Source organism: Pseudomonas sp. FG13 (genome assembly GCF_057809755.1).
Genome location: NZ_JBMDKO010000021.1, coordinates 1 through 12,255 on the forward strand (window position 1 = coordinate 1; position 12,255 = coordinate 12,255).

At 59.2% G+C, this 12,255-nt stretch carries 13 protein-coding genes; 2 read left to right on the plus strand and 11 right to left on the minus strand.

All coding sequences use genetic code 11. The features are described 5' to 3' along the window. Positions 1-243: 243 nt before the first annotated feature. The 7 genes from ACODTO_RS17360 to rplM form a co-directional block, all read right to left on the minus strand. Positions 244-657, minus strand: a complete 414-nt coding sequence (locus ACODTO_RS17360) for a ClpXP protease specificity-enhancing factor (protein ID WP_024781105.1) — start codon at positions 655-657, stop codon at positions 244-246. A gap of 16 nt (positions 658-673) precedes the next feature. Further along, positions 674-1,291, minus strand: a complete 618-nt coding sequence (locus tag ACODTO_RS17365) for a glutathione S-transferase N-terminal domain-containing protein (RefSeq protein ID WP_139644897.1) — start codon at positions 1,289-1,291, stop codon at positions 674-676. A 148-nt stretch (positions 1,292-1,439) separates the two neighbouring features. Beyond that, on the minus strand, positions 1,440-2,222 hold the full coding sequence (locus tag ACODTO_RS17370) for a cytochrome c1 (protein ID WP_024781107.1): 783 nt from the start codon (positions 2,220-2,222) through the stop codon (positions 1,440-1,442). Further along, complete coding sequence (locus tag ACODTO_RS17375) at positions 2,222-3,433, minus strand: cytochrome b (RefSeq protein ID WP_139644895.1); 1,212 nt, start codon at positions 3,431-3,433, stop codon at positions 2,222-2,224. The genes ACODTO_RS17370 and ACODTO_RS17375 overlap by 1 nt, the downstream gene beginning before the upstream one ends. Then, a complete protein-coding gene (gene petA / locus ACODTO_RS17380; protein ID WP_175363462.1) occupies positions 3,433-4,026 on the minus strand; it encodes a ubiquinol-cytochrome c reductase iron-sulfur subunit in 594 nt (197 codons plus the stop codon). Before petA ends, ACODTO_RS17375 begins: the two co-directional genes overlap by 1 nt. Before the next feature lie 257 nt (positions 4,027-4,283). Next, the gene (gene rpsI, locus ACODTO_RS17385; RefSeq protein WP_003228056.1) at positions 4,284-4,676 is read right to left on the minus strand and encodes a 30S ribosomal protein S9; all 393 of its coding nucleotides are present in this window, start codon (positions 4,674-4,676) and stop codon (positions 4,284-4,286) included. A gap of 14 nt (positions 4,677-4,690) precedes the next feature. Then, complete coding sequence (rplM, locus tag ACODTO_RS17390; RefSeq protein ID WP_024781110.1) at positions 4,691-5,119, minus strand: 50S ribosomal protein L13; 429 nt, start codon at positions 5,117-5,119, stop codon at positions 4,691-4,693. A gap of 246 nt (positions 5,120-5,365) precedes the next feature. On the opposite strand from rplM, the gene ACODTO_RS17395 reads away from it, so the two are divergent. Next, positions 5,366-6,406, plus strand: a complete 1,041-nt coding sequence (locus ACODTO_RS17395; RefSeq protein ID WP_175363463.1) for an NADP(H)-dependent aldo-keto reductase — start codon at positions 5,366-5,368, stop codon at positions 6,404-6,406. Positions 6,407-6,583: 177 nt separating this feature from the next. Here the strand turns inward: ACODTO_RS17395 and ACODTO_RS17400 are convergent, their stop codons facing one another. After that, on the minus strand, positions 6,584-7,720 hold the full coding sequence (locus ACODTO_RS17400; protein ID WP_175363464.1) for an acyl-CoA dehydrogenase family protein: 1,137 nt from the start codon (positions 7,718-7,720) through the stop codon (positions 6,584-6,586). Between the two features lie 243 nt (positions 7,721-7,963). Here ACODTO_RS17400 and ACODTO_RS17405 point away from each other — a divergent pair, with 243 nt between their 5' ends. After that, positions 7,964-8,860 carry a GlxA family transcriptional regulator gene (locus ACODTO_RS17405; protein WP_173668656.1) on the plus strand — a complete coding sequence of 299 codons (897 nt, stop codon included), beginning with the start codon at positions 7,964-7,966 and terminating at the stop codon, positions 8,858-8,860. A gap of 180 nt (positions 8,861-9,040) precedes the next feature. Here ACODTO_RS17405 and zapE read toward each other — a convergent pair whose 3' ends face one another. The 3 genes from zapE to ACODTO_RS17420 form a co-directional block, all read right to left on the minus strand. Next, the gene (zapE, locus tag ACODTO_RS17410) at positions 9,041-10,135 is read right to left on the minus strand and encodes a cell division protein ZapE (protein ID WP_139644885.1); all 1,095 of its coding nucleotides are present in this window, start codon (positions 10,133-10,135) and stop codon (positions 9,041-9,043) included. 102 nt (positions 10,136-10,237) lie between these two features. Then, on the minus strand, positions 10,238-11,593 hold the full coding sequence (locus tag ACODTO_RS17415) for a tryptophan--tRNA ligase (RefSeq protein ID WP_489106797.1): 1,356 nt from the start codon (positions 11,591-11,593) through the stop codon (positions 10,238-10,240). A gap of 24 nt (positions 11,594-11,617) precedes the next feature. Continuing rightward, on the minus strand, positions 11,618-12,253 hold the full coding sequence (locus ACODTO_RS17420; RefSeq protein ID WP_489106798.1) for an alpha/beta hydrolase: 636 nt from the start codon (positions 12,251-12,253) through the stop codon (positions 11,618-11,620). Positions 12,254-12,255 lie beyond the last annotated feature (2 nt).

Here is a 12,255-nt window from a genome sequence, read left to right on the forward strand (position 1 = left end):
TGCCGGGTTAGCCGCGCTGGGCCATGGATGGCCCTTCGCGGCGGGCCCACGGAGCGATGCCGGAGTGAGGGAACACCGAGCCTTGGCGAGGTGCCCAGTGGTGGGGCAAAGCGCTTTTGGTTACTTTTGGTTGGCCGGCACCCCGGGCTCTTCCAAAAGTGACCCGCCGTAAGGGCGGAACCCTAAGCAGCCGTTACCGCAGAAAAGGATATACACACAAATCCCACGCAATAGCCGCCCCTGTTACTTCACCACCTTAAGACTAGGCCGACCACTAGGCCGCGGCGGCTCATCATCCGGTGGCGGCAGGTCATCATCCACCTCGTACTCTTCCTCGCCATCCATCGGCGTTTCCAGCTCAAACACCATGCCCTGGCCATTCTCCCGGGCATAAATCCCCAGGATCGAAGCGATAGGTACATACAGCGTATGCGGCACACCGCCGAAGCGGCCTTCGAAGCTCACGGCATCGTTGTCCATGTGCAGATGGCGCACGGCTGCCGGCGATACGTTCAGGACAATCTGCCCGTCATTGGCAAACCCCTGCGGCACCTGTACCGATGGATATTCGGCATTGACCAGCATGTGCGGGGTGCAATCATTGTCCACAATCCACTCGTAGAGCGCGCGGACCAGATAAGGTCGACTGGAGTTCATAGCGGCTCCCTAAGCCTTAGCGCATGTCGCGTTCGACACCAGACAGACTCGCCTGGAAAGTCTCACGCGCAAATTGGCGCTCCATATAATCAAGCAGCGGCTTGGCGGGCCGCGGCAGTTCGATACCCAGAATCGGCAAACGCCAGAGTATGGGCAATAGGCAGCAATCCACCAGACTTTGTTCCTCACTGAGGAAAAACGGTTTGTCGATGAACAGCGGCGATACGCCTGTCAGGCTTTCACGCAACTCCTTGCGCGCCACCACCCGCGCCGGCTCCTTGGTCCGCGGATCCAGGATCAGATCCACCTGCCCGCACCAGTCACGCTGGATACGATGGATCAGCAAACGGCTGTTGGCACGCGCCACAGGGTATACCGGCAGCAAGGGCGGGTGCGGATAACGCTCATCCAGGTATTCCATCACCACCGTCGACTCCCACAATGCCAGGTCACGATCGACCAGCGTGGGCAGGCTGCCGTAGGGGTTTACCTCGATCAGCTTCGGCGGCTGACGGCCAGCCTCGACGTAAATGATCTCGGCGCTGACACCCTTTTCTGCCAGTACGATACGTACCCGGTGGGAATAGTGGTCGGCGGGGTCGGAGTAACAGGCCAACCGATTGGTCACGCCCATGGCGATCCTCCTCGCTTGTTGAAATTTTAGGAAAGAAAAACGAGCGCGCCCAGAGGGCGTCTCCCGTAACACCTGGCTGACCAGGCTCGTTACACCTTCAGAGACGCCCTTGGGCGCGCACGATTAACAGCAACAACTTACCGCTTTATCAATGTACGTCTTTCCAGTATTCACGCTTGAGCAGATAAGCGAATACGAAGAAGAACGCCAGGTACAGCAATACATACGTACCGATGCGCTGATGCTGCAGCTTCACCGGGTTGGCCGAGTAGGCCAGGAACGTCACCAGATTCTTGACCTTCTCGTCGAACTGCTCAGGCGTCAAGGCGCCGCTGTTCGGCACGATGGTCAACTGATCGCAGGCTTCATGAGTCAAGGCGGTGCCGGTCAACGGGTCGAATTGCTTCTTGCCGTTCTCGACGATCTGCACCTGTTTGCAGCCTACCACCTGACGACCCTGCAGGCCGACCAGAACGTTCGGCATGCCGACGTTCGGGAAGACCTTGTTGTTCACGCCCCATGGACGCGCAGGATCTTCATAGAACGAACGCAGGTAACCATAGAGCCAGTCGGTACCGCGTACACGAGCGACCAGGGTCAGGTCGGGTGGCGCAGCGCCGAACCAGGTCTTGGCATCTGCCGGCTGCATGCCGACGGTCATGTGATCGCCCAGCTTGGCGCCGGTGAACACCAATTTCTCGAGCATCAGCTCATGGGGAATGCCCAGGTCATCGGCCACGCGCTCGTAACGCTGGAACTTGGCACTGTGGCAACCCATGCAGTAGTTGGCGAACGTACGTGCGCCGTCCTGCATGGCGGCTTTATCGGAAACGTCGATATCGACTTTTTCCAGCTCTGGACCACCGTGTTCGGCCGCGAAGGACAAGACAGGCATGGCAGCAAGAATCAGTACAGCAAATAGCTTTTTCATCAGCCAGTCACCCTTTCCGGAACCGGTTTGGTCTTCTCGAGCCTGGTATAGAACGGCATCAGAATGAAGTAGGCGAAGTACAGGAACGTACAGACCTGCGACAGCAACGTACGCTCCGGTGTCGGTGCCAGTACACCCAGCACACCCAGGATCACGAACGAGATGCAGAACACCACGAGCCAGATCTTGCTTAGCCAGCCTTTGTAGCGCATCGACTTGACCGGGCTGCGGTCCAGCCATGGCAGGACAAACAGCACGGCGATGGCCGCGCCCATGGCGATAACGCCCATCAACTTGTCCGGGATCGCCCGCAGAATTGCGTAGAACGGCGTGAAGTACCAGACCGGGGCAATGTGCTCAGGCGTCTTGAAGGCGTTCGCCTGTTCGAAGTTCGGCTTCTCGAGGAAGTAGCCGCCCATCTCCGGAAAGAAGAACACGATGGAGCAGAAGATGAACAGGAACACCACTACGCCGACGATATCCTTCACGGTGTAGTACGGGTGGAAGGCGATGCCATCCAGCGGTACACCGTTTTCGTCCTTGTGCTTCTTGATGTCCACGCCATCCGGGTTGTTCGAGCCGACCTCGTGCAACGCCAGGATGTGCAACACCACCAGGCCGAGGATCACGATCGGCAGGGCTACCACATGCAGGGCGAAGAAGCGGTTCAGGGTAATGCCCGAGATCAGGTAGTCACCACGGATCCACTGGGTCAGGTCGTTGCCGATGACCGGGATCGCACCGAACAGCGAGATGATCACCTGGGCACCCCAGTAGGACATCTGGCCCCATGGCAGCAGGTAACCCATGAAGGCTTCAGCCATCAGCGCCAGGTAGATCAACATGCCGAAGACCCACACCAGTTCGCGGGGCTTCTGGTACGAACCGTAGAGCAGGCCACGGAACATGTGCAGATAGACCACGATGAAGAACGCCGAAGCGCCGGTGGAGTGCAGCAGACGCAGAATCGAGCCGTACTCGACGTCACGCATGATGTACTCGACGGAAGCGAACGCTTCTTCCGCCGACGGGGTGTAGCTCATGGTCAGCCAGACACCGGTGACGATCTGGTTGACCAGAACGAGCAATGCCAGGGAGCCAAAGAAATAGAAGAAGTTGAAGTTTTTCGGAGCGTAGTACTTGCTGAGATGGTCTTCCCACATCTTGGTCGCGGGAAAGCGCGCATCAACCCAATCCATAAGTTTGCTCATCACGCTTTCTCCGTGTCGACGCCGATGACAATGATCTCATCCGACTCATAGGAATGCGGGGGAACTGGCAGGTTCAGAGGTGCAGGCTGCGATTTGTAGACGCGCCCCGCCAGATCGTAGTGGGAGCCGTGGCAAGGGCAGAAATAGCCGCCTACCCAGTCCTTGCCCAGATCGGCAGGGGCCACTTCGGGACGGAATGTTGGCGAGCAACCCAGGTGCGTACAGATCCCGATCAGCAGCAGGATTTCCGGCTTGATCGAACGCGTTTCAGGATTGACGTATTCCGGTTGGACCGAGTTCTTGGAAGAGGGATCGGACAGCTGGCCCTCGATCTTTTTCAGATTCCCCAGGATTTCCTCTGTACGGCGGACGATGAACACCGGCTGGCCGCGCCATTCAGCAATCATCTGCTGGCCTGGCTCGATCTTGCTGACATTCACTTTCACCGGTGCACCTGCAGCTTTCGCCTTGGCACTGGGAAACCATGACCCCACGAACGGGACCGCAGCCCCCACCGCTCCTGCAGCACCCACCACGGATGTGGCTGCTACCAGGAAGCGACGCCGGCCTGCATTCACGCCGTCATTGCTCATTCAGTCCTCTCCCATCAGCTTTGTGGCCTGTTAGATCAGGCGTCTACTAAGTAAAAATCTGAACTTATAAAAATTTTGCCGAATGGTAATGAAAACCCCCAATTCTGACAAGGTAATTACCAAGCGGCCCTACCGCCAAGCCTTGTAGTATAGGGGCTCTACGAATGTGGCAAGTTGTCACAGAGCAATTATTTCGCCCATAAAAAAACGCCCAGCTCCGTGAGGAAACTGGGCGCCTTTTGAAAGCGGAAGCGAAATTAACGCTTCGAGTACTGCGGACGCTTACGCGCTTTACGCAGACCGACTTTCTTACGTTCAACTTCGCGAGCGTCGCGAGTCACGAAGCCAGCTTTGCGCAGGGCGCTACGCAGGGTTTCGTCGTAGTCCATCAGAGCGCGAGTGATACCGTGGCGGATTGCGCCAGCTTGACCACTTACACCACCACCGATAACGGTGACGTAGATGTCGAATTTTTCGACGGTCTCGGTCAGTTCCAGCGGCTGACGAACTACCATGCGGGCAGTTTCGCGGCCGAAGAAGTTATCCAGGGAGCGGTTGTTGATGGAGATGTTACCAGTGCCCGGACGCAGGAAAACGCGTGCGGTTGCAGTCTTGCGACGGCCAGTGCCGTAATTTTGAGTCGCCGACATAATGAACTATTCCGTTAAAACTTCAGTTCTTGGGGCTGCTGAGCAGTATGAGGGTGAGCAGCGCCCGCATAAACCTTCAGCTTACGATACATGTCGCGACCCAGTGGGTTCTTAGGCAGCATGCCTTTAACCGCGGTCTCGATCACGCGCTCAGGGGCTTTGGCGATCAGCTTTTCAAAGTTGATCGACTTGATGCCGCCCGGAAAACCGGAGTGGGAGTAGTACATTTTGTCAGTGGTTTTAGCGCCAGTAACACGTACTTGCTCAGCGTTGATCACGACGATGTAGTCACCGGTGTCAACGTGAGGGGTGTACTCAGGCTTGTGCTTGCCACGCAGACGGCTCGCGATTTCGGTGGCCAGACGACCCAGGGTCTGACCAGCAGCGTCGACGACGAACCAGTCGCGCTGTACTGTTTCCGGTTTAGCAGTAAAAGTTTTCATTCTTTATAGCCTCAGGGGCCGCCCTGTAAATTAGACGGCGGATCTTACTGAATAGTGCGTACTTTGACAAGTCAAAGGCAGCCGGATACAGACGCTTTCGGGGGCTCGGGTCGGCGCGTCCGTTCAACGGCAAGATTCTTCGGCGGCGGCGCATCACTTCCACTGCAGAAAGAGGTGCGCAATTATGCAGATTGCGAAAAATATTTCAACCTGCTTTTATGATTGTTTTGCCCAAGGAGCCCCCCGATGGACTATCGCCAGCTAGGCCGTACCGATCTGAACGTGAGCGCCCTGTGCCTCGGAACCATGACCTGGGGTGAGCAGAACAGCGAGGCCGAGGCTTTCGCCCAGATCGAACGCGCCAAGGGTGCCGGCATCAATTTCATCGACACCGCCGAGATGTACCCGGTCCCGCCCAAGGCCGAGACCTATGCCACCACCGAGCGCTACATCGGCAACTATTTCAAGAGCCGTGGCGACCGTACCGACTGGATCCTGGCGAGCAAGATCGCCGGCCCCGGCAACACCATCGATTACATCCGCGACAAAAACCTCAAGCACAACCGCCGCCACATCGTCGAAGCGCTGGACGCCAGCCTCAAGCGCCTGCAAACCGACTGGATCGATCTCTACCAGTTGCACTGGCCGGAACGCAGCACCAACTTCTTCGGGCAACTGGGCTACAAGCACAAAGCCGATGAAGAATTCACCCCACTGGAGGAAACCCTCGAGGCCCTCGACGAACAGGTCCGTGCCGGCAAGATCCGCCACATCGGCCTGTCCAACGAGACGCCGTGGGGCACCATGAAATTCCTCGCCCTGGCCGAAGCCCGTGGCTGGCCGCGAGCGGTGTCGATCCAGAATCCGTACAACCTGCTCAACCGCAGCTTCGAGATCGGCCTGGCGGAAGTCGCCCTTCGCGAACAGTGCGGGCTGCTGGCCTACTCGCCGCTGGCGTTCGGCTTCCTGTCGGGTAAATATGAAGACGGCGCACGGCCGGCCAAGGGCCGCCTGACGCTCTACAGCCGCTTCATGCGCTACTTCAATCCACAGTCGGAAGCGGCATGCAGCCGTTATGTGGCGCTGGCCCGTGAACATGGCCTGGACCCGGCACAGATGGCCCTGGCGTTCGTCACGCAACAACCGTTCGTGACCAGCAACATCATCGGCGCCACCACCCTTGAACAACTGGACAGCAACATCGCCAGCTTCGATCTGAAGCTGTCGGACGAAGTGCTGGCGGGGATCGAGGCGATCCACAGGGATCAGCCGAATCCTGCTCCTTGATTGACCCGTAGACCCAATCGCGAGCAGGCTCGCTCCCACAAGGGTTGCTGATCGTTCCCACGCTCTGCGTGGGAATGCATCCGGTGACGCTCCGCGTCACCAGAGCGGAACGCAGAGCGTCCCTGGCGGCGTTTCCACGCAGAGCGTGGGAACGATCACCCCAAGAGCACAACGCAATCAAAGCGACCGCGCAATGATCTCCTTCATGATTTCATTGGTCCCCGCATAGATCCGCTGCACCCGCGCATCCGCCCACGCCCGGGCAATCGGGTACTCCCACATGAAACCGTAGCCGCCATGCAACTGCACGCATTCGTCGAGCACCTTGCATTGCAGGTCCGTGCCCCAGTACTTGGCCATCGCCGCCGTCGGCACGTCGAGCGTGCCTTGCAGGTGCAGCTCCAGGCAGCGGTCGACGAAGACTCGGCCGATCTGGATCTCGGTGGCCATTTCCGCCAGTTTGAAGCGGGTATTCTGGAACTCCGCGATGGATTTGCCGAAGGCCTTGCGATCGCGGGTGTAGTCCAGCGTCCATTGCAGCGCCGCTTCGGCCGAGGCCAGGCCACCAATCGCGACGGTCAGGCGTTCCTGGGGCAACTCCTGCATCAGATAGGCAAACCCCATTCCAGCCTGCCCGAGCAGGTTTTCCTTCGGCACGCGGACATCCTGGAAGAACAACTCCGACGTGTCCTGGGCCTTCATTCCGACTTTCTCCAGGCGCTTGCCCTTCTCGAAACCCGGCGTGCCCGCTTCCACCAGAAACAGACTGGTGCCCTTGGCACCGGCTTTCGGATCGGTCTTGGCGACCACGATCACCAGGTCGGCGAGAAAGCCATTGGTGATAAAGGTCTTCGAACCGTTGATGACGTATTCATCACCGTCCAGTACCGCCGTGGTTTTCACCCCTTGCAGGTCGGAACCGGCGCCGGGTTCGGTCATGGCGATGGCCGTGACCATTTCGCCGGAAACCAGCTTCGGCAGGTATTTCTGCTTCAACGCTTCGCTGCCGTAATGCAGGATGTACGGCGCAACGATATCGGAATGCAGTGAGAAGCCGATGCCTGTCAGCCCCAGGCGGCCGATCTCCTCTATCACCACCGTACTGTAGAGAAAGTCCGCGTCGAGCCCGCCATAGGCTTGCGGCAGGTGCGAACACAGCATCCCCGCCTCCCCGGCCTTGTTCCAGAGCTGGCGATCGACATGACCCTGTTTTTCCCACTGGCTGTGGTAGGGCACGGCCTCCTTTTCCAGGAACGTTCGCACGCTGTCGCGAAACAATTCGTGCTCGGGACTGAACAGGGTTCTGGGGATCATGGCGCACCTTTGGTTATGGTTGGAGGGGGTCATCCGATGAGCCTAAGCCCGGGATGTACCATAGGACACTGGACACATCCGACAAAAAATAAGACGATCCAGCCGTCTGGTGACCACTTTCCCCTATAAAAACAAGATGAAATTATGTCTATGCACCCCTCCACGCCCTTGCGGCGCGTCAGCATCCTGGCAGTCGACCGGGTTTTCGCTTTCACCCTCATGCAGGCCAAGGATTTCTTCCACCTGGCCAGCCTGCGCTACGGCAAGCAACTGGGCCAAGGCCTGACACCGGCGTTTGAAATCCGACTGGTCAGCCCTGACGGCAAACCGGTGAACAGCTTCAGCGAAGTGATCATGCCGGTGGATGGCGGCCTGGAAAACACCGATGTGATTATCCTGCCGGCGTTCTGGGATGACTTCCCCACCCTTTGCCAACGCTATCCCCAGGTCCTGCCCTGGCTGCGGGAACAGCACGCTCGCGGCGCCGTACTATGCGGCGAGGCCACTGGCGTGTTCTGGCTTGCCGAGGCCGGGCTGCTCGATGGCAAGGAAGCCACCACCTACTGGCGCTTCTTCAACGCCTTCAGGGAGCGTTTTCCCCAGGTGCATCTGAACCAGGACAAACACCTGACCGACGCCGACAACCTGTTCTGCGCCGGTGGCACGACCTCGGTGTGCGATCTCTACATCTACCTCATCGAGCGCTTCTGCGGCGCCAACGTGGCCCAGGCCGTGGCGCGGGACATCCTGTATGAAGTGCAGCGCAATTATTCGCCGGGCAGGATCGGTTTCGGCGGGCAGAAACTCCATCAGGACGTGATCATCCTGCAGATCCAGCACTGGCTCGAAGAACACTTCGCCGACAAGTTCCGTTTCGAAGACGTCGCCCGGGAACATGGCATGAGCATTCGCAATTTCATGCGCCGCTTCCAGACCGCCACTGGCGACAAACCGTTGCATTACCTGCAACGGCTGCGCATCGAAACTGCAAAGGGCCTGCTCTCCGGGAGCCGCAAGAGCATCAAGACCATCAGCTACGAAGTGGGCTACGACGACGCGAGCTTCTTCGCGCGGCTGTTCCGGCAGCACACGGACCTGTCGCCGAACCAGTACCGGCAGCAATTTCAGCAGGCGGCGTAAGGCTTCGGCCCCCACTACCCCATGTGGGAGCGAGCCTGCTCGCGATGACGGCAGCACATTCAGAATCGTAGCAAGCTGACCCACCGCCATCGCGAGCAGGCTCGCTCCCACAAGGTTATGCGGTGGATCAGCCATAAAAAAGGCCTGCAATCGCAGGCCCTTTGTGCTTTCCGAATCAGCCTAAGGCTTATGCGCCCGCGACAGGAACTCGTGGGACTGCATTTCCAGCAGGCGACTCAGGGTCCGCTGGAATTCGAACGTCAGGCGACCACCGGTGTAGAGGTCCTTGAGTTCGACTTCGGCCGAGATGATCAGCTTCACGTTACGGTCGTAGAACTCGTCCACCATATTGATGAAGCGACGGGCGATGTCGTCGGTGGTGACACTCATCTGCTCGACGCCGCTGAGCAGTACGGCGTGGAAGATCTTGCCCAGCTCGATGTAGTCGTTCTGGCTGCGAGGGCCATCGCACAGCTCACGGAAATCGAACCAGGCCACATCGTCACAGGTGCGGACTGCGCGGATCTCGCGATTCTCGATCATCAGCACATCGTTCTCGACCGCCTGGGTGCATTCTGGCGTCAGGGCGCGGAAGCTCTTGCGCAGGCTTTCTTCGGCAGCGGCGTCCAGTGGGTAATGGAACAGCTCCGCCTGTTCGAGATGGCGCAAACGATAGTCGACGCCGCTGTCGACGTTGACGATTTCGGTATGTTCCTTGATCAACGCGATGGCCGGGAGAAAGCGCGCCCGTTGCAGACCGTCCTTGTACAAGCCGTCCGGCACGATGTTCGACGTGGCGACCAGGGTCACGCCGTTCCTGAACAACTCTTCCATCAAGGTGCCGAGGATCATGGCATCGGTGATGTCGGACACGAAGAACTCATCGAAGCAGATCACCCGCGTTTCATTGGAGAAACGTTTGGCGATGATGGTCAATGGGTTCTTCTCGCCACCCAGGGTCTTCATCTCTTCGTGCACACGCTTCATGAAGCGGTGGAAGTGCGTGCGGGTCTTTTCCTTGAACGGCAGCGCCTCGAAGAAGGTGTCCACCAGGTAGGTCTTGCCACGGCCCACGCCACCCCAGAAGTACAGGCCCTTGACCGGTGCCAGTTCCTTCTTGCCGAACAGTTTTCCCAACAAGCCCGGCTTGTTGTTCGACGCGGCGATCAGATCGTCGTACAGGCGCTGCAAATGCCGCACCGCCGTTTCCTGGGCTGCGTCGTGGAAGAACTCCGGGCGTTTCAGATCAGCTTGATATCGTTCTAGGGGCGTCATATTCGTTAGCAAGGCAACAAAAACGGGCCGTCACTGTAGCGACGGCCCGTAAGAATGGCAATCGGCCCTTATTCAGGACCGATGGTCGGATGATGCTTTGGATCAATCCTGCGCGGGGGTCAGCGCGACGCGCAGCGCATCGATGGCCGCATCCCGCGCAGCTTCGTCGGCAAAAGCCGGGCTGTCCGCCACGCATTCGCCTTCGAGCCAGACGCTGAAGCCCGCCGCCTCGCTGCGTACGTCCAGTGGCTGGCCGGCTTGCAGTTGCTTGGTCACCTGGCCCGCGGTCTTGCCATCGGCAAAATGGCGAGACAGCAACAGTTGTTCGCCGTCGGCAGCCAGCAGGCGGAAGCGGAAACTGCCGTCGTCTTCGCGAAAGCTGACGAAACGCGCCGCCTTGGTGGCTTTTTTCTTCGTGTTGGCCGCCACTTGGACCTGGCTGACGAACGAACGCAGGCCAACGGCTTCACGCAGTTCGTTAAGGAACGGCGTCGCCACGGCCCGGGCTTTTTTCGCGCCCAGTTGCAGGATGTCTTCAAGGTCCGCCGGACGTTCGATCAACTGGTGATAACGCTCGCGGGACTCACCCAGTTCGCTGTCGAGCAATTGGAACAGACGATTCTTCGCTTCGCCCCAACCCAGGCCCTGCAACAGCTCGTTGCGGAACTCGGTTGACTGGGCCGGGGTGGCAAAGGCCTGGAACAGCGTGAACAGGTGCGAGTTGTCCGGATCCTTCGCTTCACCCGGGGCGCGGGAGTCGGTGACGATTCGCGAGATCGCGTCCTTCATCTCCTTGGCGCTGCTGAACAGCGGGATGGTGTTGTCGTAGCTCTTGGACATCTTGCGACCATCGAGCCCTGGCAGCGTGGCGACGCTTTCTTCGATCAGCGCCTCGGGCATGGTGAAAAACTCCTTGCCCTGGCCAAACAGGTGGTTGAAGCGCTGGCCAATGTCCCGAGCCATCTCCACGTGCTGGATCTGATCGCGACCGACCGGCACCTTGTGGGCGTTGAACATCAGGATGTCAGCGGCCATCAGCACCGGGTAGCTGTACAGACCCATGGTGATGCCGGCGTCCGGGTCTTCGCCGGTCTCGACATTCTTGTCCACCGAGGCCTTATAGGCATGGGCGCGATTGAGCAGGCCCTTGGCGGCGACACAGGTCAGCAGCCAGGTCAGTTCCGGGATCTCGGGGATATCGGACTGGCGATAAAAGGTCACGCGATCCACATCCAGGCCGCCGGCCAGCCAGGTCGCAGCGATTTCCAGGCGCGAGCGCTGAATGCGCAGCGGGTCATCGCATTTGATCAGGGCGTGGTAGTCGGCCAGGAAGTAGAACGAATCGGCATTGCTGTCGCGGCTGGCGAGAATCGCCGGGCGGATGGCGCCAGCATAGTTGCCCAGGTGCGGGGTGCCGGTGGTGGTGATGCCGGTCAGGATACGGGTACGAGTCGTCATGAATTATCGCTTGTCAGACTGCTGTCAATTCGAAAGGCGCGGCAGGAGCAGATCCTTGAGATCGGTCAGCTTGCCATGAAAAAAGTGCCCGCATTCTGCCACTTTCAGTAGCTCATGGGGGCGTTGGAGCGCGTCGGACCAATCGTAGACCAGTTGGGGATCGACGACTTCATCATTTTCTGGCTGGATCACCGTCAACGCGCCGCTCTTCGCCAAAGGCGACTGCTCGTCCAGGCGCATCACCGCCGGAGCCACCATGAACAGGTGCTTGAGCGATTGCCCCTGGGCTTCGAGCCGTCCACCCAGGCTGGCAGCGACGAAGCCGCCGAAGGAAAAACCGAAGAGGCTCAAGGGCAGTTGCGAGTGTTTTTCCCGCAGCCATGCGGCGGCGGCCTGGGCGTCGTCCACTTCACCGGTCCCCATATCATGGCTACCGGCACTGGCGCCGACACCGCGATAATTGAAACGCAATGTGACCAGGCCGGCATCCCGGGCAGTGCGCTGCAGGGTCGAAACCACTTTATTGAGCATGGTCCCGCCCTGCACCGGGTTCGGGTGGCAGATCAACGCCAGGCCACGGGGCGCCTCGCTGTCCAGGTACAACGCTTCCAGTTGGCCCACCGGGCCGTCGATGACTACAGGGGTTTCGCGTATAAGCAAGG

Coding starts and splice junctions, on each gene's coding strand:
- ACODTO_RS17360 (WP_024781105.1), bottom strand. CDS start 657: ATGAACTCCAGTCGACCTTATCTGGTCCGCGCGCTCTACGAGTGGATT.
- ACODTO_RS17365 (WP_139644897.1), bottom strand. CDS start 1,291: ATGGGCGTGACCAATCGGTTGGCCTGTTACTCCGACCCCGCCGACCAC.
- ACODTO_RS17370 (WP_024781107.1), bottom strand. CDS start 2,222: ATGAAAAAGCTATTTGCTGTACTGATTCTTGCTGCCATGCCTGTCTTG.
- ACODTO_RS17375 (WP_139644895.1), bottom strand. CDS start 3,433: ATGAGCAAACTTATGGATTGGGTTGATGCGCGCTTTCCCGCGACCAAG.
- petA (WP_175363462.1), bottom strand. CDS start 4,026: ATGAGCAATGACGGCGTGAATGCAGGCCGGCGTCGCTTCCTGGTAGCA.
- rpsI (WP_003228056.1), bottom strand. CDS start 4,676: ATGTCGGCGACTCAAAATTACGGCACTGGCCGTCGCAAGACTGCAACC.
- rplM (WP_024781110.1), bottom strand. CDS start 5,119: ATGAAAACTTTTACTGCTAAACCGGAAACAGTACAGCGCGACTGGTTC.
- ACODTO_RS17395 (WP_175363463.1), top strand. CDS start 5,366: ATGGACTATCGCCAGCTAGGCCGTACCGATCTGAACGTGAGCGCCCTG.
- ACODTO_RS17400 (WP_175363464.1), bottom strand. CDS start 7,720: ATGATCCCCAGAACCCTGTTCAGTCCCGAGCACGAATTGTTTCGCGAC.
- zapE (WP_139644885.1), bottom strand. CDS start 10,135: ATGACGCCCCTAGAACGATATCAAGCTGATCTGAAACGCCCGGAGTTC.
- ACODTO_RS17415 (WP_489106797.1), bottom strand. CDS start 11,593: ATGACGACTCGTACCCGTATCCTGACCGGCATCACCACCACCGGCACC.